General features: G+C 61.5%; 19 protein-coding genes and 1 other annotated feature. Of the genes, 11 read left to right on the plus strand and 8 right to left on the minus strand.

Going from position 1 to position 21238, the window contains the following annotated elements:
- Positions 1-46 precede the first annotated feature (46 nt).
- From BN1123_RS07885 to BN1123_RS07895, 3 genes are all read left to right on the plus strand, one after another.
- Positions 47-1477: a methyl-accepting chemotaxis protein gene (locus tag BN1123_RS07885; protein ID WP_042026261.1), complete on the plus strand. Its 1431-nt coding sequence runs from the start codon at positions 47-49 to the stop codon at positions 1475-1477.
- A gap of 113 nt (positions 1478-1590) precedes the next feature.
- The gene (locus BN1123_RS07890) at positions 1591-2784 is read left to right on the plus strand and encodes a class I SAM-dependent methyltransferase (protein WP_042026262.1); all 1194 of its coding nucleotides are present in this window, start codon (positions 1591-1593) and stop codon (positions 2782-2784) included.
- Positions 2785-3105: 321 nt separating this feature from the next.
- On the plus strand, positions 3106-4290 hold the full coding sequence (locus BN1123_RS07895; protein ID WP_042026263.1) for an acyltransferase family protein: 1185 nt from the start codon (positions 3106-3108) through the stop codon (positions 4288-4290).
- Positions 4291-4317: 27 nt separating this feature from the next.
- On the opposite strand, the gene BN1123_RS07900 is transcribed toward BN1123_RS07895, so the two are convergent.
- Positions 4318-4731 (minus strand): GNAT family N-acetyltransferase, encoded by a 414-nt coding sequence (locus BN1123_RS07900; RefSeq protein ID WP_042026264.1) that lies wholly within the window; start codon positions 4729-4731, stop codon positions 4318-4320.
- Positions 4732-5049: 318 nt separating this feature from the next.
- Between BN1123_RS07900 and selD the strand changes: the two genes are divergently transcribed.
- Genes selD through BN1123_RS07915 form a run of 3 tightly spaced genes read left to right on the plus strand, consistent with a single transcriptional unit; the run spans position 5050 to position 7879 of the window.
- Positions 5050-6087: a selenide, water dikinase SelD gene (gene selD, locus BN1123_RS07905; RefSeq protein ID WP_042026265.1), complete on the plus strand. Its 1038-nt coding sequence runs from the start codon at positions 5050-5052 to the stop codon at positions 6085-6087.
- Positions 6084-7196: a tRNA 2-selenouridine(34) synthase MnmH gene (gene mnmH, locus BN1123_RS07910; protein ID WP_042026267.1), complete on the plus strand. Its 1113-nt coding sequence runs from the start codon at positions 6084-6086 to the stop codon at positions 7194-7196. The genes selD and mnmH overlap by 4 nt, the downstream gene beginning before the upstream one ends.
- Before the next feature lie 38 nt (positions 7197-7234).
- Complete coding sequence (locus tag BN1123_RS07915) at positions 7235-7879, plus strand: MBL fold metallo-hydrolase (protein ID WP_042026269.1); 645 nt, start codon at positions 7235-7237, stop codon at positions 7877-7879.
- Positions 7880-8124: 245 nt separating this feature from the next.
- Here BN1123_RS07915 and rnd read toward each other — a convergent pair whose 3' ends face one another.
- The 7 genes from rnd to BN1123_RS07950 form a co-directional block, all read right to left on the minus strand.
- Positions 8125-9237, minus strand: coding sequence for a ribonuclease D (gene rnd / locus BN1123_RS07920; protein WP_042026271.1), 1113 nt, complete (start codon positions 9235-9237; stop codon positions 8125-8127).
- A gap of 98 nt (positions 9238-9335) precedes the next feature.
- Positions 9336-11012, minus strand: a complete 1677-nt coding sequence (fadD, locus tag BN1123_RS07925; RefSeq protein ID WP_156130460.1) for a long-chain-fatty-acid--CoA ligase FadD — start codon at positions 11010-11012, stop codon at positions 9336-9338.
- A gap of 198 nt (positions 11013-11210) precedes the next feature.
- Positions 11211-12062 carry an alpha/beta fold hydrolase gene (locus tag BN1123_RS07930; protein ID WP_042026275.1) on the minus strand — a complete coding sequence of 284 codons (852 nt, stop codon included), beginning with the start codon at positions 12060-12062 and terminating at the stop codon, positions 11211-11213.
- An 8-nt stretch (positions 12063-12070) separates the two neighbouring features.
- Positions 12071-12583 carry a Slp family lipoprotein gene (locus BN1123_RS07935; RefSeq protein WP_042026276.1) on the minus strand — a complete coding sequence of 171 codons (513 nt, stop codon included), beginning with the start codon at positions 12581-12583 and terminating at the stop codon, positions 12071-12073.
- Between the two features lie 119 nt (positions 12584-12702).
- Positions 12703-13404: a tRNA (adenosine(37)-N6)-threonylcarbamoyltransferase complex dimerization subunit type 1 TsaB gene (gene tsaB, locus BN1123_RS07940; RefSeq protein ID WP_042026279.1), complete on the minus strand. Its 702-nt coding sequence runs from the start codon at positions 13402-13404 to the stop codon at positions 12703-12705.
- A 191-nt stretch (positions 13405-13595) separates the two neighbouring features.
- Positions 13596-15506: a DNA repair helicase YoaA gene (locus BN1123_RS07945; RefSeq protein ID WP_042026281.1), complete on the minus strand. Its 1911-nt coding sequence runs from the start codon at positions 15504-15506 to the stop codon at positions 13596-13598.
- 67 nt (positions 15507-15573) lie between these two features.
- Positions 15574-15816, minus strand: coding sequence for a hypothetical protein (locus tag BN1123_RS07950; RefSeq protein WP_042026283.1), 243 nt, complete (start codon positions 15814-15816; stop codon positions 15574-15576).
- 187 nt (positions 15817-16003) lie between these two features.
- Positions 16004-16132, plus strand: a sequence feature (His leader region).
- A gap of 25 nt (positions 16133-16157) precedes the next feature.
- On the opposite strand from BN1123_RS07950, the gene hisG reads away from it, so the two are divergent.
- From hisG to hisH, 5 genes are read left to right on the plus strand one after another with little or no spacing between them, the layout of a single operon-like run.
- Entirely contained in the window at positions 16158-17054 is an 897-nt protein-coding gene (hisG, locus tag BN1123_RS07955; protein WP_042026284.1) for an ATP phosphoribosyltransferase, read from the plus strand.
- 11 nt (positions 17055-17065) lie between these two features.
- Complete coding sequence (gene hisD, locus BN1123_RS07960; protein ID WP_042026285.1) at positions 17066-18391, plus strand: histidinol dehydrogenase; 1326 nt, start codon at positions 17066-17068, stop codon at positions 18389-18391.
- Entirely contained in the window at positions 18388-19458 is a 1071-nt protein-coding gene (gene hisC, locus BN1123_RS07965) for a histidinol-phosphate transaminase (RefSeq protein WP_042026286.1), read from the plus strand. The genes hisD and hisC overlap by 4 nt, the downstream gene beginning before the upstream one ends.
- Before the next feature lie 15 nt (positions 19459-19473).
- The gene (gene hisB / locus BN1123_RS07970; RefSeq protein WP_042026287.1) at positions 19474-20604 is read left to right on the plus strand and encodes a bifunctional histidinol-phosphatase/imidazoleglycerol-phosphate dehydratase HisB; all 1131 of its coding nucleotides are present in this window, start codon (positions 19474-19476) and stop codon (positions 20602-20604) included.
- Positions 20604-21233: an imidazole glycerol phosphate synthase subunit HisH gene (gene hisH, locus BN1123_RS07975; protein WP_042026288.1), complete on the plus strand. Its 630-nt coding sequence runs from the start codon at positions 20604-20606 to the stop codon at positions 21231-21233. The genes hisB and hisH overlap by 1 nt, the downstream gene beginning before the upstream one ends.
- The last annotated feature ends 5 nt before the right edge of the window (positions 21234-21238 follow it).

Genomic DNA, 21238 nt, shown 5'->3' on the forward strand with positions numbered 1-21238 from the left:
CGATAATGTGCGCGACACTCTCTCTTCTGCAGGATGCAGCTCCATTATGAAAGAAGTTAAATTCCGTTGGGTTGACCGCTATCTCATTCACCTGACCATTGGTGAAAAATTCTACGTCTCGTTTTGGCTCCCTCTGCTGATCATTGCCTTTCTCAGCTGGTACATGCTGGCCAGCAGTCATGAACAGGAGATCCAGCTCAGAGTCCAGCAGTTGCAAGAGCAGGTCAAAACGGTGGCCCAGCTGGTGAGCCAGCAACCCGGCCTCGTCCTGCCCGCCGATCTGCGTCTGGAGGCGCAAGGCAGCGCCGGCCTGCAGCAACAGGGGGAGCACTACCGGTTCAGCGCCGCAGCGGGCCAGGCGGGCTACGTCACCGGCCAGCTCGATGTCAGCAACATATCCATGTGGGATGATCAGGGCTCAACTCTGATCCTCATCGCCATCCTCGCAGTCCTGATGGCCCTGGTCATCCACTATATGATGACCTTTGTTTCCGGCGCCCTCTACTCCACCAACAAGGCGTTGCAGACCGTCGCCGACGGGGACCTCACCTTTCGTCTCAACTTCTTCCCGGTGCGGGACGAATTCTCGGTGCTGGCGGGCAGCATAGACCGCTTCACCGACCGTCAACACAAGATAGTCAAACTGGTGGAAGAGTCCGCCGAGGCGCTCACTCTGGCTGCCGACGAGTTTCGCGAGCACGCCGGCGAAGGGGAAGCCATGGCCCGCGCCCAGCGCTTGCACATGGATTCTCTCGCCACCGCAATGGAGCAGATGTCCGCCGCCATCCGAGAAGTGGCTCGCAACGCCAACGACACCCTGCAACAGACTCGCCAGTCCAGCGAGGAGGCGGCCAACGGTGCCGAGCGGGTGGCCCGTACCATAGAGGCTATACGCACCCTGGCCGACGAGATTGGCAACGCCTCCGGCGCGGTGGAGCGGCTGACTCACAACGCCAATCGCATCAACGAAGTGGTCAACGTCATCAACGCCATCTCCCAGCAGACCAACCTGCTGGCGCTCAATGCCGCCATCGAGGCCGCCCGCGCCGGCGAGCAGGGACGCGGTTTTGCGGTGGTCGCCGACGAGGTGCGCACCCTCGCCAGCCGCACCCAGCAGGCGACGGTGGAGATCCAGCAGATGATTGAAGAGCTGCAGGCCGGCACCGGGGCGCTGAACGACATCATGGAGAAGACCGTCGGTCGCGCCGCCAGCAGCCAGCAGCTGATCAGCGAAGTGGGGCTGGATATCGAAAAATTGAGCAACCACAGCGATGCGGTGCTGGAGATGAGCACCCAGATCGCCACCTCCAGCGAGGAGCAGAGCTCGGTGGCCGCCGAGATCACCCACAACCTGGATCAGGTGCGCCACGAGGCGGCGCAGGTGGAGGAGTCCGCCAGCGCCTCGGTGGCCGGTACCCAGGGACTGAAAGCCACCGCCAGCGAACTGACCCAGGCCCTCAAGGGGATCAAGATCTAATCGCGTAATTCGCCAGATCAGGCCGGAGGGCGTAAATGCGCCGGGTCGTTTGAGTTTTACCTGCGGGCCACATAGAATGTGGCCCCTTTTCTTTCTACCATCGGCAACTACCCATGAGCGCTTCCATCTATCTCGTCAAAGGCCGCGAAAAATCCCTGCTACGTCGCCACCCCTGGATCTTCTCCAAGGGGATCGAGCGGGTTCAGGGCAACCCCATCGACGGCGACACCGTCGAGATCTACTCAAACGATGGCAAGTGGCTCGCCCGTGGCGCCTGGTCCGGCAGCTCCCAGATCCGCGCCCGAGTCTGGACCTTCGACAAGGACGAGACCATCGATCTCGACTTCTTTATCCGCCGCCTCTCCTATGCCCAGGAGTCCCGCGATCCGCTGATCAAGCGCCAGGGTCTCACCGGCTATCGCCTGTGTGCCGCCGAGTCCGACGGTCTGCCGGGTCTGACCATCGACCGTTACGCCGATTTTCTGGTGTGCCAGATCCTCTCCGCCGGTGCCGAGTTCCAGCGGGACCTCATCACCCAGGCCCTGCGCACCCTCTACCCCGAGTGCAGCATCTATGAGCGCTCCGACGTGGCGGTACGCAAGAAGGAAGGTCTGAAAGAACGCACCGGCGTGATTTACGGCGAGACCCCGAACGAACCCGTGATGATCGAGGAAAACGGCGGAGTCAAGATCCTGGTGGACATCCGCAACGGCCACAAGACCGGCTTCTATCTGGATCAGCGTGATAACCGTCAGGCGGCCGCCAAATACACCGAAGGCAAGCGGGTGCTCAACTGCTTCTGCTACACCGGCGGTTTTGGCGTCTATGCCCTCAAGGGCGGCGCCAAGGAGGTGGTCAACGTCGATCTCTCCCAGAACGCACTGGACATCGCCCGTCAGAACGCCGAGCTGAACGGCCTGGACACCTGCAATACCCAGTTCGTGCGTCACGACGTGTTCAAGCTGCTGCGCGAATATCGCGAGAAGGGCGAGAAGTTCGACGTCATCGTGCTGGATCCCCCCAAGTTTGCCGAGAGCAAGGCCCAGCTGCTGGGTGCCTGCCGCGGCTACAAGGACATCAACATGTTGGCGTTCCAGCTGCTGGCGCCGGGCGGCGTGCTGCTCACCTACTCCTGCTCCGGCCTGATGGAGCAGAGCCTGTTCCAAAAGATCGTCGCCGATGCGGCCCTCGATGCCGGTCGCGATGCCCAGATCCTGGAGCTGCTCTCCCAGGCCTCCGATCACCCCATCGGTACCGCCTATCCGGAAGGTTTCTACCTCAAGGGGCTGGTGGTGCGCGCCCGCTGATCGGCAAGCGCCCTCTCTTTTTGATCAATCAGGCCCCGTTGCGGGCCTGATTTTTTGCCGCGCCCTTGTCGTTTGTGCCGTACCCACCCCCTCTCCTTTCACCTTCTCGGCCCGCTTGGCCCCTGTCATCCTTTACTGCGTGTTTTTGCACAATAAGTGCACATCTATGACTTCAATCACACTCGTATGACTCTCTTTCTCGTAACGTAAGCCAGCCTGAGGCGATCCTGCGTCCGGGATGCCGCCCCATCAGGACTGAGGGGTCGGCACAACAACAAAAATCGATGTCAGGCCAAGCTGAACATCACAAGGGATAACGTCATGAATCAATCATTGCCGCTGTTAACGCCGCTGCGGGGCATCGCTGCCCTGATGGTGGTGCTGTTCCACGCCCGTCTGTTGCTCTTTCCCCAGTGGATGGAGTCGATAGCTGGGGTCACCCAACTCATCGAGAATGGCTATCTCTGGGTCGATCTCTTCTTTATCCTGAGCGGGCTGGTGCTGGCCCATGTCTACGGTGAGGCCTTCACCGCCCCCCGCCGCACCGTCAGCTATGGCCGCTTTCTCTGGCTGCGACTGACCCGGGTTTACCCCCTCTATGTTGTGACCCTGGTGCTGCTGGTAGGCTGGGAGCTTTACAAGGCGCAGCACGGAGTGGGCTTCTACGGCGGCCCCCTGTTCAAGATGTGGGAGTGGGAAGGAATGCCTCCGTTCGGTTCCCCCTTTACCCCGGCCGAGGCGCTGCCAAGTGCACTCCTGCTGCTGCAGGTAGTGACAGATCAGGGGCTGACCTGGAACTTCGCCGCCTGGTCCCTGAGCGTGGAGTGGATAAGCTATCTGTTGTTCCCGCTGCTCATTCCGCTCGCAGTCACCCGCAGCCGCTGGAGTCACCTCGCCCCCATGCTGGCACTGACAGTGCTTGCCTTTATCGTGCATAGCCGGGGGACCCTGGATGTCACCAGCGGGGCGCTGGCCGTTGGTCGTGGGGTGAGTGAGTTCGTGCTCGGCCTCTGGTTGCTGCCCAGGGTCAAGGCAGCGCGGAGTTTGTCCATGATGCAACGGGATCTGCCACTGCTTATCGCCTTCCTGCTGCCCTTCGTGCTGCTGCAGTTCACCATGACACCGCAACTGACCCTGCTGCTGATCTGCGCCTACGTGCTGCTTATCTGGATTGCCGCCTCTCAAGGGAAGCGCCAAAGCCCGCTGCTGCGCTTGCTCGACAACCGCCTCACCAACTGGCTGGGGGATCTCTCCTACTCCATCTACCTGCTCCATGCTCTGGTGCTGCTAACCGGTTGTGAGCTTATCCACTACCTGGCGCCAGAATTGACCGAGTGGTGGTATGCCCAGACCAACCCGCTGTTGGGAGTGGTGGCAACCCTGTTGATGCTGGCGGTGTTGATCGCGCTCTCGGCGGTGAGCTATCACCTCTTTGAGCGGCCACTGCAGCGGCGCCTGCGCCGCGTTGGTCAGGCGCGCCAACCGGCATTGGAGCGGGCAGGATGATGACCTGCTCCAAAAGTGCCAGGCCGGTTAGCTTAGCTCATCCAGACTGTTCATGACCCAGGCACTGGGGTGCTGGCCAAACCCGAGGCGGGGGTAGTAATCCACAGCCTGGGGAGCGGCCAGCAAGATCAGCTTGCAGCCCGGTTGCAGCTGCAGGAAGGTCTCGCGGATCAATGCCTTGCCAATCCCCTGCCCTTGCACCGCCTCGGCCACCGCCAGATCAGAGAGATAGCAACAGTAACAGAAATCGGTCACCGAGCGGGCCACCCCCACCAGTTCCTCTCCCTGCCAGGCGGTTACCAGCAAACCGGCGTTATCCAGCATGCCCTGAATGGTCGACAAATTCTCCGTGGGGCGCCTGGCCCCCAATGTGGTCTTCGCCAGCAACTGGACGAAGGCTTCTGGCGTGATGGGATGGTTGACCCGCAGTGTCGTGTTCACCTGAACTCCTTGTAATGTTCCGTTTATGACCCATTTCTCCCGATAACGGGGCCAATTGTCCAGCAATTGGTCGTTTTGGCCATGAATTCCTGTTCGAACCTGCGGGGCCGATTGTGGCATAATACCCCGTCCTGTGGCCCTTGACGGGGCTACGCTGGCGCATCTGATCGCCCCCTTTCCCCGTCCGGCTTGGCAGCCCTGCGTGACTGCCTGCGGCGCCGCCTTTGATGGCAGCCAAGGCCACCCGTTTTTTGCGGTTCATTCCGCCCGTTTATCAAGGCGCCCCACCGGAGCGCCTGCACAAGCAAGGGGGTAAGTATGTCTTCCATTCGTCTGACCCAATACAGCCACGGCGCTGGTTGTGGCTGCAAAATCTCTCCCAAGGTGCTCGATACCATTCTCAAGAGCCAGATCCCGGGGTTCAACGATCCGACCCTTATCGTCGGCAACAGCAGCAAGGATGACGCGGCCGTGGTCGATATCGGCAACGGTCAGGGCATTGTCTCCACCACCGACTTCTTCATGCCCATCGTCGATGATCCTTTCACCTTTGGCCGCATCGCCGCGACCAACGCCATCAGCGACATCTACGCCATGGGCGGCAAGCCCATCGTCGCCATCGCCATCCTCGGCTGGCCCATCAACACCCTGCCCGCCGAAGTGGCTCAACAGGTGATCGACGGCGGTCGTCAGGTGTGTCACGAGGCAGGGATTTCACTGGCCGGCGGCCACAGCATCGATGCCCCCGAGCCTATCTTCGGCCTGGCTGTGACCGGTATCGTGCCACTGGACGCCATCAAGCAGAACGACACCGCCAAGGTGGGTGACACCCTCTATCTGACCAAGCCCCTTGGCATCGGCATCCTCACCACCGCCCAGAAGAAGAGCAAGCTCAAGCCCGAGCACGAGCAACTGGCCCCCAACGCCATGTGCACCCTCAACAAGATCGGCCAGCAATTCGCCGCGCTGCCGGGGGTCCACGCCATGACTGACGTGACCGGTTTTGGTCTGGCCGGTCATCTGCTGGAGATGTGCGAAGGCTCAGGGGTCAGCGCCCGCCTCGACTTCAAGGCGCTGCCGCTGCTGGACGAAGTAGATTACTACCTGAGTGAGGGTTGCGTGCCGGGCGGTACCCTGCGCAACCACGACTCTTACGGCCACAAGCTCGATGCCATGGACGATCGCACCCGCAACATCCTGTGCGATCCGCAGACCAGTGGCGGCCTGCTGGTAGCCGTAGGCAAGGAGAGCGAGGAAGCCCTGCTCGCCATCGCCCGTGACGCTGGCCTCTCCCTCTCGCCCATCGGCGAGATCAAGGCTCTGGAAGGCAACCGCTTTATCGAGGTTATCCAATGAGCGGATTGCCGCTGATCACCGACTACGCCCGGGTCTTTCTGGACGACATCCCCCTGATTGACCTGCGCGCCCCTATCGAGTTCAAGGAGGGGGCTTTCCCCTGTGCCACCAACCTGCCCTTGATGACGGACGATGAGCGTGCCCAGGTGGGGACCTGTTACAAGAAGCAGGGTCAGGCCGCCGCCATCGAGCTTGGTCACAAGCTGGTGGGGGGAACGGTGCGTGCCGAGCGCATCGAAGGCTGGCTGGCGCAGTTGCGCCAGCAGCCAGATGCCCTGCTCTACTGCTTTCGCGGCGGCCTGCGCTCGCAAACCGTACAACAGTGGCTCCATGATGCAGGGGTTACCCGTCCCCGCATCGCCGGAGGCTACAAGGAGCTGCGCCGCTTCCTGATCGACACCCAGGACAAGGCCTCTGCCGAGTGTCACTGGAGCGTGCTGACCGGCATGACCGGCTCCGGCAAGACCCATATGCTGGATCAGGTGACCCAGGCGGTGGATCTGGAGGGCCATGCCCACCACAGGGGGTCGTCGTTTGGCCAACTGCCGGGGGGCCAGCCCAGCAACATCAACTTTGAAAACAACCTGGCCATCGAGCTGCTCAAGCGTCGTCACCACGGCGAGCAAGCGTTCGTGGTGGAAGACGAGAGCCGCCTTATCGGTCGCTGCTGCCTGCCGCTCTCCCTCTATGAGACCATGTGCCAGGCACCGCTGGTGGTGGTGGATGTGCCGCAACACGAACGCGCCGAGCAGATCCGCGAGGATTATGTGCACGATCTCTGGCTGCGTTATCAGGCCATGTATGGCAATGAAGCCGGCTGGCCCCTGTTTGCCGCCTACCTGACCGACGCCCTGGCCCGCCTCAAGCGCCGCCTGGGGGATCAGGCCCACCGCGAGCTGGATCAGCTGATGCAAACGGCCCTTGAAGAGCAAAGCCGCAGCGGTGATACCTCGCTGCATCTGGCCTGGATCACCCTGCTGCTGACCCGCTACTACGACCCCATGTATCTCTACCAGCTTGGTAACAAGCAGGAGCGCATCGTGTTTCGGGGCGACAAGCAGGGATGTCTCGACTATTTTGCCGAGCAGCACGCCAGCCAGGCGATCTGATCCGGCCCTTATCAGCAAGCGCTGCAAGAGGAATTCCCATGTTGAAATTCGAGGTGATCCCGGTCACCCAGTTCGCCCAGAACTGCTCCCTCATCTGGTGTGACGAGACCCGTGAGGCGGCCCTTGTCGATCCGGGTGGCGAAGCGGACAAACTGCTGGCCGCCATCGCCAAGCGGGGGTTGACCCTGACTCACATCCTGCTAACCCACGGTCATCTGGATCACGTGGGCGCCGCCGCAGAGTTACGGGAGAGAACCGGCGTCACCATCACCGGCCCCCACCAGGAAGATGCCTTCTGGCTCGACATGCTGCCCCAGCAGAGCCAGATGTTCGGCTTCACCCATACCCCTGCCTTCGCCCCCGACCGCTGGCTCGAACAGGGTGACAAGGTGCAGGTGGGCAAGTGCGCGCTGGACGTCTACTTCTGCCCCGGCCACACCCCTGGCCATATCGTGCTGCTCAGCCAAACCGAGCGGCTCGCCTGGGTCGGTGACGTGCTCTTTGCCGGCAGCATTGGCCGTACCGACTTCCCGCGCGGGGATCACGGGACGCTGATCAAGTCGATCACCGAGACCCTGCTGCCGCTGGGCGACGAGATCGTCTTTATCCCGGGTCACGGCCCCAGCTCCACCTTCGGCCGCGAGAAGGTGAGCAACCCCTACCTGACCCAACCCATCTGGTGATCAAAAGGCAGCGGCATTGGCCGCTGCCTCTCTTCCCTTTCTCTTTGCTTCTAAGCTGTCATTTTGCAGTTAACTGGCACCTTTTCCGCCGCTGCATCCTGCTTTTTGCCCATTGCCACCACCTATTGCCGCCAAGTGAGGCCGCTATCCGGGCGGGTCAACCACGAGCTCAACTCTGCCTTCAAGAGCAGAAAACAAAAATCCCCACCCGGGGGTGAGGATTTTTCAGGCCGCAAAGCGTTGGCTTACTGCTCCAGCAGATGGCCTACCAGCTCATGACGCCACCCTTGCAGCAGCATGGGCTTGTCGGCGCGGGCCCGCTCTTCGTCGCTCATCCGCCAGCTCCAGGTGAAGTACTGGTGGATGATCTTCTTGCTGGCGATCAGCTCGGGCGGAATATTGCTGACCTTGGCCTTCTCGTCCACCAGGGCCTTGATACGCTTGAGCTCGGCCTTGTATTTGGGGAAGTCCACCAGCCGGCGAATGGGCTCGGGCCAGCTGTCGGGATCGCTCTGCTGGGCCTTGGCGACGATATCCAGCATCCGCTTGCCGTGGATCTTGATCTCGATGGGCGAGAGCCCCAGTTCGTTGAGATCGCGAAGGGACGCGGGACGGCGTTCCGCCACCTTGAACAGGTGCAGCTCTTTGACCACGAAGTTGAGGGCGAGATCCCGGCGGACCGCTTCCTGCTGGCGCCAGGCGGCCAGCTCGCGCAGGATCGCCAACTCGCGGCGACCCAGTTGCCAGGCGTTGACGATCTCGAGATAAGCCTGACGAGGATCGTTGCCCTGGGTCTTGCGGGCGGAGTGGTTTTGGCACTCCTGCTCGAACCAGGGAAATTTGCCACTTTCACGCAGCTTGCTCATCACCTTGTCGTAGAGGGGCATCAGGTAGAAGACATCGGCCGCCGCGTATTCGAGCTGGCGGTCTGTCAGCGGGCGAGCCAGCCAATCGGTGCGGGCCTGATCCTTCTCAAGGGCCACGCCGAGGAATTCATTGACCAGGGCACCAAAGCCCACCGAGACGCCATAGCCCAGAAAGGCGGCCGCCAGCTGGGTATCGTGCATCTGATTCGGCAAATGACCGGCCTCGTGCTGGATAAGTTCGAGATCCTCGCCGGAGGCATGCAGGATGGCGATCTGCCCTTCCCGACCAAGCCGTCGCCAGAGCGGGGCGAGATCCAGAGTGAGCGGATCGAGCAGCGCCAGCTGCTTGCCATCGTAGATTTGAAACAGGCCCAGTTGAGGGTAATAGGTGCGGGTGCGAACGAATTCAGTATCGATGGCCAGGGGAACGTCGGCCAGAGAAGCGAGATACTGCTCCAGTTCGGCTTGCTGTGAAATGAATTGATAGTGCATCTTTGCCTGCAAGTTTTCAGGGCCAAAAGAAAAAACCGTGGGATGTCCCACGGTTTTGCATCACTGCGCTGCCTGGCCAAGAGGCCTGGCGACGCCGGTTACTGCTTGGCAATCTCTTCGTCGCGCAGGACGCGGCGCAGGATCTTGCCCACATTGGTCTTGGGAAGTTCGTCGCGAAATTCTACCAGTTTCGGCACCTTATAGGCAGTCAGATGTTTGCGGCAGTGGGCAATAATCTCGTCATCCTGCAGTTTTGCATCTTTCCTGACCACGAAGATCTTCACCAGCTCGCCGGAGACCTTGTGCGGCACGCCGACGGCCGCCACTTCCAGCACTTTCGGGTGCAGCGCCACCACGTCTTCAATTTCATTCGGGTAGACGTTGAAACCGGAGACCAGGATCATATCCTTTTTGCGATCGACGATCTTGAAGAAGCCCTGCTCGTCGCACACGGCGATGTCGCCGGTACAGAGCCAGCCATCCTGCATCACCTCGGCAGTAGCCTCGGGACGCTGCCAATAACCGACCATCACCTGCGGGCCGCGTACCTGCATCTCGCCCGGCGTGCCAAATTCGGTGATCACCTGACCATTGTCATCTACCAGACGGATATCGGTGGAGCAGACCGGCAGACCGATAGAGCCGTTGTAATCGCTCAGATCGTACGGGCAGACGCTCACCAGGGGAGAACACTCGGTCAAACCATAACCTTCCAACAGCGGGGTGTCGGTCAGCGTCTTCCACTTCTCGGCCACCGCCCGCTGCACCGCCATGCCGCCGCCGATGGTCAGCTTGAGCTTGGTAAAGTCCATGCCCTGGAACTCGTCGTTGTTGACCAGCGCATTGAACAGGGTGTTCACCCCGGTGATGCAGGTGAAGGGGTACTTCTTGATCTCTTTGACAAAGCCCGGGATGTCGCGGGGGTTGCTGATGAGCAGGTTGTAGCCACCAAGGCGCATAAACAGCAGGCAGTTCACGGTGAGCGCGAAGACGTGGTAGAGCGGCAGCGCGGTGACCACGAACTCCTTGCCCCGCTCCAGCATGGGGCCGTAGACACCGAGGCACTGCTCGACGTTGGCAATCATGTTGCGGTGGGTCAGCATGGCCCCCTTGGAGAGGCCTGTGGTGCCGCCGGTGTACTGCAGGAAGGCAAGATCGTCGTTGCTGATCTCGGGTTTGATGTACTGCAGGTAACGCCCCTTGGAGAGGGCCTGGCGCATGGTGCTGGCGTGGGGCAGATTGTATTTGGGCACCAGCTTCTTGACGTATTTCACCACGAAGTTGACCAGGGTCCCCTTGGCCAGCCCCAGGTTGTCCCCCATCCGGGTCAGGATGACGTGCTTGATCGGGGTGTCATAGACCACTTTTTCCAGGGTATGGGCGAAGTTGGAGACGATGACGATGGCCTTGGCGCCAGAGTCATTGAGCTGGTGCTCCAGCTCCCGCGGGGTGTAGAGCGGGTTGACGTTGACCACTATCATGCCGGCACGCAGGATGCCGAACACGGCGATGGGGTACTGCAGCAGGTTCGGCATCATCACCGCCACCCGATCGCCACGGCTCAGCTTGAGCTCGTTTTGCAGGTAGGCGGCAAAGGCGCGGGACTGCTCTTCCAGTCGGCGGTAGGTAATGGTCTGCCCCATGTTGACGAAGGCGGGCTGGTCGGCGAACTGGTTTACCGACTCTTCAAACATATCGACCAGGGAGCTGTATTGGTCTGGATTGATCTCGGCCGGAACCCCTTCCGGATAACGCTTCAGCCAGACTTTTTCCACGAACTTCTCCTGCATAACTAGCACCTGTGCGCTCACTGTGTTGCCTCCGTCCCTGTTCACTGCAATTTCAATCAACTGTTTTAAGCTCATACTCTAACGCCGCCCATATTTACATAGGGCAACATCAATTAACAGCACATTAACAATGAAAAAGTGTGAGGGGGAAAACAAACCTGGAATTATTGAAAGCCACTGATTCTACCGAATTTTGCAGAAATTTTCGATACAAACAGCGGTCTTGGCACAATTTTCCATATGAAAATGGTGATTTCCCGCCAACAGGACCCGCTCTATCTCTCTGAAAGCATCCTGACGCGACTGCCATTGTGCCTGCAGGCTGGCAAAGCCCTGCTCCCCCTGAATGAAGAGCACGGGCGCGCGGATTGCCCCCATCAGCGCCCTGGCCTGCCCCTCGCTCATGCGAAGGGGCGAGAGATCCCGCAATCTGGGGTCGCTGCGCCAGTACCAGCGGCCATCTTGCTCCACCAGCTGGCGCTCGCAGATAAGGCGTGCCGCTGCCGAAGAGATATCCGCCACCTTGCAGCGGGCGGCCACCGCATCGTCGATAGAAACAAACCCGCCGGTGGCACGCTCGCGGGTACGGCTGCGGTTGACAATGGCACGTTTGAGCTGGGCTGGCACCTCTTCATCAGGCTGACTCAGCGGCCCCAACCCCTCCAGCATGATGAGCCGCGCCACCTGCTCGGGAAATACCCCGGCATAGGCCGAGGCGATCAGTGCCCCGAGGGAGTGACCAAGCAGGGTGAACCTGGTCCAGCCCGCAGCCTGGGTGATCTGGTAGAGATCGTCCAGCCAGTCGACGAAGACATAGGGAGTCTGCTTGTGATCCGAGTGACCATGCCCAGGCAGATCGACGCAGATGAGGTGAAAGGCATCAAGATGAGGGGCGAGAGGCAGAAAGCTGGCACTGTTGTCGAGCCAGCCATGCAGGGCCACCAGCAACGGCTTGCCCTGCTGGCCATTGTCGAGCAGGGCCACCCGGCGACCATCCGCCAGGGTGAGAAAGCGCTCCTGCAGGCTGTCAATCATGTTCACCCCTAGCGGCGCAGCGGCCGTCTCGGCCAGAAGGGATCATAGAAGGGGTCGTAGAAGTAAGGGTCCATATAGCGGATCTCCACCTCCTTGACCGGCGGCCACAGCTTGCTGCCCGTCACCTTGAGCACCGGGAAGCGATACTTGTGCTCGCCAATCTGGCCGTCCACCGGCTTGTCCGTGGTCCCCAGCACCGTCAGGCTGCGCCCCTTGGCATAGAGGGTCGGGTCGACAAAGCCCTGCATGACTGCCAAAAAACGCCCCGGACTCTGCTCGGTCTGCTCCGGTATCCCGTTGGATTTAAGCGGAAGATAGACCACCTCGATAACGCTCTGATCCGCCTTGTTGTGCACCGCGGCAATCACCCCGCTCCAGCGGGCAGGCTTGCCCTCCAGTGCCAGCGCGGGCTGATAGGCCACCAGCTGGTTTTCAGGCTCATAGGCCAGCTCTTTGGGCACAGAGCTGCAGGCTCCGAGCAGCAACACGGCCGCTCCCATCACCATCGCACGCTTGAACATGTCACTCTCCTTTTCAGATCGTCAGTTCCCGCGCCGACCAGTGCTAACTGCACCGGCCGACAGGGGATGTTCATCGGTTGGTAGCAAGGGTGGCACCACGGCCATTGCCTACCCTGCCCTTACTCGCGACCCGGCAGCTTCTTCCAGGTCACCTTGTCACGCAAGTAGACCGGAGTCGCTTTTTCTACCGGGACGGCCTCGCCCGCCAGCCAGGCGGTGCGTGCCAGGGGCAGCATGTCTTCTGCTGCCGGAAAGCGCACCTTGCTCCCCATCCGCTCGTCGGCAAGCCCTGCGAGGGTGTCACCATAGGTTTCAAAGCCGGTGCCGACGCAAGTCACCTGGTCTGCCAGCTTGCCACGACTTGCCACCAGGGCGGCGGGATCGCTCACCACTTCCTCACCTACCAACTGCATGCGACTATCGCGCCATTCATAGTGACCGAAGTAAACCTCGTTCATCCGCGCATCGATGGCGGTCAGCACATGCTCGGCCCCGTCCAGACGATGAGCCCCCTGCGCCATGGCCGCCAGGGTGGAGATGCCGATAAGCGGCACACCGGCGCCAAAGGCCAGCCCCTGGGCGACCCCGATGCCGATCCGCACACCGGTAAAGGAGCCAGGGCCACGGCCGAAAGCGATGGCATCCAGCTCGCTCAAACTTATCCCGGCTTCCTCCAACAGAGCCTGAACCATGGGCAAAATCTTGCGGGTGTGATCCCGCGGCGCCTCTTCCCAACGGGAAAACACCTTGTCACCCATCAGCAAGGCGGCAGAGCAGGCTTCGGTGGCGGTATCAACGGCCAGGATCTTCAACTCGTTCATGCGTTCCAATCTCGATTACATTCAGTCAATGTCATTACCGACCGGCAAACAGTGCCGATCTATTGTTCAAACAAGTTCAATCACGCTAACAGTGCTCGCAGACCCGACGCGCTGCCAGCAAGCGCCCAAGGGATATACCCCGAGCGCGAGGTCTCAGCCCAACTCAGCACAACGAGTTCGTCTCGGCTGCGTCATGCCTTGGCGCCAAAGAAATCCCCCAGCATGGCCAGCTCCCGGGTACGGGGAATGGCGGGCAGACTCTTGATAAAAGTGGCGCCGTAGGGTTTGTTGACCATGCGGGGATCACAGATCACCAGTACCCCATGATCACTGCGATCACGAATAAGCCGCCCCACCCCCTGTTTCAGGGCAATCACCGCCTTGGGCAGCTGGAGTTCGGCAAAGGGATCGCCCCCCTTGAGCTTGCAATCATCGACCCGCGCCTTGAGCAGCGGATCGTCAGGGCTGGCAAACGGCAGCTTGTCGATGATAACACAGGAGAGCGCAGCCCCTCGCACGTCGATCCCCTCCCAGAAGCTGCTGGTAGCCACCAGCACGGCGCGGCCATTTTCCACGAACTCCTTGAGCAGCCGCTGCTTGTTGTCCTCCCCCTGCAACAGCACGGTGCGGCCGATCTCCCGGCGCAGCACCTCGGCCACCTGACGCATCACCTGATGACTGGTGCAAAGAAAGAAACAGCCCCCCGGGGTCTTGTTGATAAGGGGGATCATCAGGTTGGCCAACTGTTCGCCCCGACCAAAGGCGTTGGGCTCGGGCAGATAGCGGGGCACGCACAGGCGCGCCTGCTCACTGTAATCGAACGGGCTGTCCAGAATAAGCTCGGCGCTGCCGGCCAGGCCCAGCTCGGCCACGAAGTGATCGAAGCGCTGATCAACCGTCAGGGTGGCGGAGGTGAACACCCAGGCCACCTCGGGACTTTGCACCTCGGCCCCGAAACGCTCGGCCACCGAGAGCGGGGTCAAGTTGAGGGAAAAATGGAGCCGCGAGCAGTCATACCAGTAGGAAAAACCGGTCTGGTTCACCGCCAGCACCTCGCCAAGGCGAGTGCGCAGCTCGCAGATCCGCTCGAAGGCGTGATCCAGCTGCTCGCCCCGCCCCAGCGCCAGTTTCAACACCTCGTAACAGAGCCCGATGGCGTCGTTGAGGCGAGCCAGCGCCTGTCCCCAGAGGGGCTGGCGCAGCATATCGCGGGTATTGCCGCGCCCGCCATCTACCCCGAAGGCGAGGCGCAAGTCCTGGCTCGCGATGGCGAGCCGATCCGCCGCCTTGCCAAGCTGGGCCATGTCGTGGGCTTCGGCCCGATAGGCGAGCTGGATATCCTGCGCCAGATCCTGAATGGTGCGACTGCCCACCGACTTGCCAAAGTAGTTGGTGGCGATCTCGGGCAACTGGTGCGCCTCGTCAAACACATAGACTTGCGCCTGTGGCACCAGCTCGCCAAATCCCGTGTCTTTCACCGCCAGATCGGCGAAGAAGAGGTGATGGTTGATCACCACCACCTGGGCGTCCATGGCGCGGCGCCGGGCAATGACCAGGTGGCAATCGTCGTAATAGGGACAGTCGCGCCCCAGGCAGTTGTCGTTGGTGCTGGTGACGTGGGTGAGGATCTCGGCGTTTTCCTGCAGTCCCGGAATATCTCCCACATCGCCGTTGTCGGTGGCAGTGGACCAGGACTTCACCTTGACCAGATCATTGAGGATCTCGGGCTTTTGCAGATGGGATTCGCTCAAGAGCCGGTTCATCCGCTCGATACACAGGTAGTTGCTGCGCCCCTTGAGCAGGGCCACCGGCGGGGTATAGGAGAGTGCGCCGGTGATGGTAGGCAAGTCTCGATAGAAGAGCTGCTCCTGCAGGTTTTTGGAGCCCGTACTGATCACCACCCGCTTGCCGGATTCCAGCGCCGGCACCAGATAGGCGTAGGTTTTGCCGGTACCTGTCCCCGCCTCCACCAGCAGACGGCCACCACTCTTGATGGCACGGGCCACCGCCTCGGCCATCTCCAGTTGTGGAGCGCGGGCTTTGAAACCGTCGATATGGCTGGCCAGAGGGCCGTCTGGCTTGAACAGGGTCTGGATGGTCAAAAGGGAGTCCCGCAGCAAAAGGGGGCATTATGCCAAAAGCGCGGCGAAAGCGGGACTGATTCTGCGCTCAGACGAAGAGATCGATCTGATGCTCGGGATCGGGCTTGTGATCGTCCTCCTCCGACGTTGGCTGATCATGCTTGGCCGAGGGGTACGGCTGCTGGCGCTGCTGGGAGTCGCTGTTATCAGTGCCGGTCTTGCGCAGCTGATGCTTTTGGCTGATCTGGGTCACTTCCCGCTTGATCTCTTCGCTGCCAGGCGTGGCGGGCGCCCGGGGCAAGATGGGGAACAAGAGGTCCTGGCTGGGCATGATGTCGACTCCTGCTAGGGGTTATTGTCTAGTTATCGACCAGAAAACCGTTTTCTCAATTTTAATCGATCAAATCACAATTTCGGGTTGCTTTTTCTGTCAAGGCAGGTAGTTTAAATCAGGCGTCAATTACGACATCTTATTTGTAAAGGATTGATTACATGCAGTTCACCACCCTGAAGACTCATCACCACCATCATCATCCCGAATAGTCTTTCAGGAGGTTGACTGCTGGAAGACACTTAACTGGTGACTTCCAAAAGGACCGCAAGATTCATAAACCCTCGGAAGCACCCACTTCCGAGGGTTTTTTCGTTTTTGACTAGAAGGAAATCGAGCAAATGGAAACACAACGTCTGCGTATCGCCATGCAAAAGTCCGGTCGTCTGAGCCAGGACTCCCAGGCCCTGTTCAAGAGCTGCGGCCTCAAGATAAACCTGCGCGAGCAACGCCTTATCGCCCATGTCGAAAACATGCCCATCGACATCCTGCGGGTGCGTGATGACGATATCCCGGGACTGGTGATGGAAGGGGTGGTCGACCTTGGCATCATTGGCGAGAACGTGCTGGAAGAGGTGCAACTCATCCGCGCCTCCCAGGGCCAGTCCTTTGCGGTCAAGACCCTCAAGCAGCTCGACTTCGGCGGCTGCCGCCTCTCCCTGGCCGTACCGGACGACGTCAACTACACCGGACCACAGAGTCTCGCCGGCAAGCGCATCGCCACCTCCTACCCAGGCCTGCTCAAGCGCTTCTTCGATGAGAAGGGGCTCGGCTTCAAGAGTGTGATGCTCGGCGGCTCGGTGGAAGTGGCGCCGCGCGCGGGCCTGGCCGACGCCATCTGCGATCTGGTCTCCACCGGTGCCACCCTGGAGGCCAACGGTCTCAAAGAGGTGGAGGTGATCTACCGCTCCAAGGCGGTACTGGTACAGGCCCCCAACCCCTTGTCTGATGCCAAGCAGAAGCTTATCGACAAGCTGCTGCCCCGCATTCAGGGGATGCAGCAGGCCCGCGAGAGCAAGTACATCATGCTGCACGCCCCCAAAGAGAAGCTCGATGCCATCACCAGTCTGCTGCCGGGGGCCGAGCGCCCCACCATTATGCAGCTGGCGGGCGAGACCAACCAAGTGGCCCTGCACGTCGTCTCCAGCGAAACCCTGTTCTGGGAAACCATGGAGCAGCTCAAGGCCCTGGGGGCCAGCTCCATCCTGGTGCTGCCCATCGAAAAGATGATGGAGTGAGGGGACAAACCATGCAGACCCTGATCTGGAAGACCCTCTCCCCCGCCCAGCAGGCCGACGTGCTGACCCGGCCCGCCTTGAGTGACGAGGCCGATATCGGCGCCGTGGTGCGGGATATCATCGCTGCGGTACGCAGCCGGGGCGACGAGGCCCTGCGCGAGCTGAGCCAGCGTTTCGAACGTGCCCCGCGTCAGCAACTGCAGGTAAGCAATGCCGAAATAGAGGCCGCCTGCGAGCGCCTCGATGACGACATCAAGAGCGCCATCGAGGCGGCGATTGCCAATATTCGCGCCTTCCACGCCGCCCAACAGCAGCCCGTGGTGCGAGTCGAGACCCAGCCCGGGGTGGTGTGCGAGCTGCGTACCCAGCCCATCGGTCGGGTCGGCCTCTATGTGCCGGGGGGCAGCGCGCCGCTCCCCTCCACCGTGATGATGCTGGCCATTCCCGCACGCCTGGCCGGTTGTCGCGAGGTGGTGCTCTGCACTCCGTCCCCCGCCAGCGACGAGATTCTGTTCGCCGCCCGCGCCTGCGGCGTGCAAAAAGTGTTCGCCATCGGCGGCGCCCAGGCCATCGCCGCCATGGCCTATGGCACACAGAGCATCCCCAAGGTGGACAAAATCTTCGGCCCGGGCAACGCCTATGTGACCGAAGCCAAGGGCCAGGTGTCGCGCGACTGGCGCGGCGCCGCCATCGACATGCCCGCCGGCCCCTCCGAGGTGCTGGTGATCGCCGACGAGAGCGCCAACCCGGCCTTCGTGGCGGCGGATCTGCTCTCCCAGGCCGAGCACGGCCCCGACAGCCAGGTGGTGCTGGTGACCACCTCCCCCCTGCTGGCCGATGCCATCGGCGCCGAGATCAAGGGCCAGCTGGCCAAGCTCACTCGCCGCGACATCGCCGCCAAGGCGCTGGGCAGCAGTCTGGTGATTCTTTGTGACGATCTGGCCGAGGCGTGTGCCATCTCCAATGCCTACGCGCCGGAGCACCTTATCGTGCAGACCCGTGGCCCCCGCGAGCTGCTGGACCGACTCGAGAATGCCGGCTCCATCTTCCTCGGGGCATGGACACCGGAATCGGTCGGCGATTACGCCAGCGGCACCAACCACACCCTGCCCACCTATGGCTATGCCCGCACCTGCTCGAGCCTTGGCCTCGCCGACTATCAGCGCCGCTACACGGTGCAGGAGCTGAGCGAGAGCGGCATCCGCGGCCTTGGCCCCATCGTCGAGCGCATCGCCCAGGCCGAGGGGCTCGATGGCCACAAAAATGCCGTCACCCTGAGATTGCAGGCCCTCTCGGGCGCCGTCCAAACCGGTTCACAGCAAAAGGATTTGTCATGAGCATTGCCAATCTGGCTCGCCGCGTGGTGCGCGCCCTCACCCCTTACCAATCTGCCCGTCGCATCGGTGGCAAGGGTCACGTCTGGCTCAACGCCAACGAGGCGCCACAGGCCTATCCCTTCACCATCGAGGGCAGCCGTCTCAACCGCTACCCCGAGTGTCAGCCAGCCGAGGTGGTGAACGGCTACGCCGCCTACGCCGGAGTCAATCCGGATCAGGTGCTGGTGAGCCGCGGCGCCGATGAGGCCATCGAGCTCTTGATCCGCACCTTCTGCGAAGCGGGTGAAGATCAGATCCTCATCTGCCCGCCCACCTACGGCATGTACGCCATCAGCGCCGAAACCTGTGGCGTCGGCATCGTCGAGCAGCCCTTGACGCCTGCGCGTCAGCCGGACTGGCCCGCCATCGCCGATCGTCTCGGCGACGTGAAGCTGGTGTTCCTCTGCTCCCCCAACAACCCCACCGGGGATCTGGTGGGCCGTGACGGACTCATCGCCCTGCTGGAGAAGGCCCGGGATCGCGCCATCGTGGTGGTGGACGAGGCCTATATCGAGTTCTGCCCCGAGGCTTCCGTGGTGGACTTGCTGGTCTGTTTCCCCAACCTGGTGGTGACCCGCACCCTCTCCAAGGCCTTTGCCCTGGCGGGGATCCGCTGCGGCTTTACCCTGGCAAGCCCCGAGGTGATCGCCATGCTGGCCAAGGTTATCGCCCCCTATCCCATCCCGGAGCCCATCGCCCAGATTGCGGTCCAGGCCCTCTCTCCCATGGGGCTGGCACTGATGTCGGAGCGGGTATTGGAGCTCAACAAACAAAAGGCGCAGCTCAAGGCCGAACTGGCCACTCTGTCGTGCGTAAAAGAGGTGTTCGAGGACAAGGGCAACTTCGTGCTGGTGCGCTTTGTGGATGGCGCCGGCGTGTTTGCCGCCATGAAGGCCGCCGGCATCATATTGCGGGATTTCTCGACCAAACCCGGCCTTGATAACAGCATTCGCATCACCATCGGCTATCAGGGCGAGATGGACGCCGTGCTGGCCGTGCTGCGTGATCTGCCCTCTCCCACTTTGTAAGACAAGGATGTAGCGATGAAGACCCCGTTTTTGTTTATCGACCGCGACGGTACCCTGATTGAAGAGCCGGTGACCGACAAGCAGGTGGACAGCCTCGCCAAGCTGCGCTTCGAACCCATGGTGATCCCGGTGCTGCGCGAGCTGCAGGCCGCCGGCTACGTGCTGGTGATGGTGACCAACCAGGATGGGCTGGGCACCGCCAGCCTGCCGCTGGAAAACTTCCAGCCGCCCCACGACCTGATGATGCACCTCTTCGAATCGCAAGGGGTGAGCTGGGAAACAGTGCTGATCTGCCCCCACTTCCCCACCGACGGTTGCAGTTGCCGCAAGCCCCACCTTGGCCTGGTGAAGGAGTATCTCGCCTCGGGCCGCATCGACTTTGCCAACTCCTTCGTGATTGGCGATCGCCAGACCGATCTGCAGCTCGCCGAGAACATGGGCATTGGCGGTATTCGCTACCACCCGCAAGATCACAACTGGCTTGCCATCCGTGATCAGCTGCTCTCCAGAGGGCGGGTTGCCGAGGTGGAGCGCTACACCAAGGAGACCCGCATCCAGGTGGCAGTGGATTTAGACAAGAGCGGCGGCAACCAGATTGAAACCGGCATTGGCTTTTTTGATCACATGCTCGATCAGATCGCTACCCACGCAGGTTTCAGGCTCAAGCTCAAGGTGAGCGGCGATCTGCACATCGACGATCACCACACGGTGGAAGACGTCGGCCTCGCGCTCGGTCAGGTGCTGCGCCAGGCCCTTGGCAACAAGCGCGGCATCGGCCGCTTCGGCTTCGTGCTGGCGATGGATGAGGTACAAGCGGTCATCGATGGCCGGCCGCGTGCGGATGAAGAGACCCCGCTCACCGAGCAGGAGGTGGCCACCGCGCTGGATTTAAGCGGCCGCCCCTACTTCGTGTTCGACTGCCCGAGCGGTTTTGGCCGCGACAGCGTGGGCGAGATGGCCACCGAGATGGTGCCCCACTTCTTTCGCTCCCTCTCGGACGCCATGGCCATCACCCTGCAGATGAAGGTGGGCAGCGGCAACACCCATCACCAGGTAGAGGCACTGTTCAAGGGCTTTGGCCGCGCCCTGCGCCAGGCGATCCGGGTGGAAGGGAGTGAACTTCCCTCCAGCAAGGGGGTGCTGTGATGGATGTGAGCAAACAGAAGCTGGTTATTATCGACACGGGGTGTGCAAACCTTGCCTCGGTCAGGATGGCGTTCGAACGCCTCGGCGCGGCGCCGCAGGTCTCCCGCGAGGCGGCCGATATCGAAGCGGCTGACAAGCTGATCCTGCCCGGGGTCGGCACCGCCGTGGCCGCCATGAAGAACCTAAACGAGCGCAATCTTGTGCCGCTTATTCGCGCCGCCAGACAACCGCTGCTGGGCTTTTGTCTCGGCATGCAGATGCTGGCGGAGGCCTCCGAAGAGATCATGAGTAAGGACGAGAGCAAGGGGGGGCTTATCGACTGCCTCGGCATAGTCCCTGGCAAGATCCGGCTGATGGAGGTGGGCAACTTGCGCCTGCCCCATATGGGTTGGAACCAAGTGGAGCACGACGAGAGCCACCCTCTGCTCAAGGGCATTCCAAGTGGCAGCTACTTCTACTTCGTCCACTCCTACGCCCTGGAAGTGACCGGCGCCACCATCGCCACCTGCGACTATGGCCAGCCGTTTACCGCCATCGTGGGGCGGGACAACTTCTTTGGCGCCCAATTCCACCCGGAGCGATCCGGCGCTGCCGGTGCCCGTTTGCTGCAAAACTTTCTGGAGCTGTGACTGCC

The sequence above is a fragment of the Aeromonas enteropelogenes genome (assembly GCF_000819845.1).
GTDB classification, from domain to species: Bacteria; Pseudomonadota; Gammaproteobacteria; order Enterobacterales; family Aeromonadaceae; genus Aeromonas; species Aeromonas enteropelogenes.

What these genes read in the sequence shown, in the direction of transcription:
- hisG (WP_042026284.1), top strand. Translation starts at nt 16,158, where the DNA reads ATGGAAACACAACGTCTGCGTATCGCCATGCAAAAGTCCGGTCGTCTG.
- BN1123_RS07890 (WP_042026262.1), top strand. Translation starts at nt 1,591, where the DNA reads ATGAGCGCTTCCATCTATCTCGTCAAAGGCCGCGAAAAATCCCTGCTA.
- BN1123_RS07930 (WP_042026275.1), bottom strand. Translation starts at nt 12,062, where the DNA reads ATGATTGACAGCCTGCAGGAGCGCTTTCTCACCCTGGCGGATGGTCGC.
- mnmH (WP_042026267.1), top strand. Translation starts at nt 6,084, where the DNA reads ATGAGCGGATTGCCGCTGATCACCGACTACGCCCGGGTCTTTCTGGAC.
- BN1123_RS07950 (WP_042026283.1), bottom strand. Translation starts at nt 15,816, where the DNA reads ATGCCCAGCCAGGACCTCTTGTTCCCCATCTTGCCCCGGGCGCCCGCC.
- selD (WP_042026265.1), top strand. Translation starts at nt 5,050, where the DNA reads ATGTCTTCCATTCGTCTGACCCAATACAGCCACGGCGCTGGTTGTGGC.
- hisC (WP_042026286.1), top strand. Translation starts at nt 18,388, where the DNA reads ATGAGCATTGCCAATCTGGCTCGCCGCGTGGTGCGCGCCCTCACCCCT.
- hisH (WP_042026288.1), top strand. Translation starts at nt 20,604, where the DNA reads ATGGATGTGAGCAAACAGAAGCTGGTTATTATCGACACGGGGTGTGCA.
- BN1123_RS07915 (WP_042026269.1), top strand. Translation starts at nt 7,235, where the DNA reads ATGTTGAAATTCGAGGTGATCCCGGTCACCCAGTTCGCCCAGAACTGC.
- tsaB (WP_042026279.1), bottom strand. Translation starts at nt 13,404, where the DNA reads ATGAACGAGTTGAAGATCCTGGCCGTTGATACCGCCACCGAAGCCTGC.
- hisD (WP_042026285.1), top strand. Translation starts at nt 17,066, where the DNA reads ATGCAGACCCTGATCTGGAAGACCCTCTCCCCCGCCCAGCAGGCCGAC.
- rnd (WP_042026271.1), bottom strand. Translation starts at nt 9,237, where the DNA reads ATGCACTATCAATTCATTTCACAGCAAGCCGAACTGGAGCAGTATCTC.
- BN1123_RS07935 (WP_042026276.1), bottom strand. Translation starts at nt 12,583, where the DNA reads ATGTTCAAGCGTGCGATGGTGATGGGAGCGGCCGTGTTGCTGCTCGGA.
- hisB (WP_042026287.1), top strand. Translation starts at nt 19,474, where the DNA reads ATGAAGACCCCGTTTTTGTTTATCGACCGCGACGGTACCCTGATTGAA.
- BN1123_RS07885 (WP_042026261.1), top strand. Translation starts at nt 47, where the DNA reads ATGAAAGAAGTTAAATTCCGTTGGGTTGACCGCTATCTCATTCACCTG.
- BN1123_RS07895 (WP_042026263.1), top strand. Translation starts at nt 3,106, where the DNA reads ATGAATCAATCATTGCCGCTGTTAACGCCGCTGCGGGGCATCGCTGCC.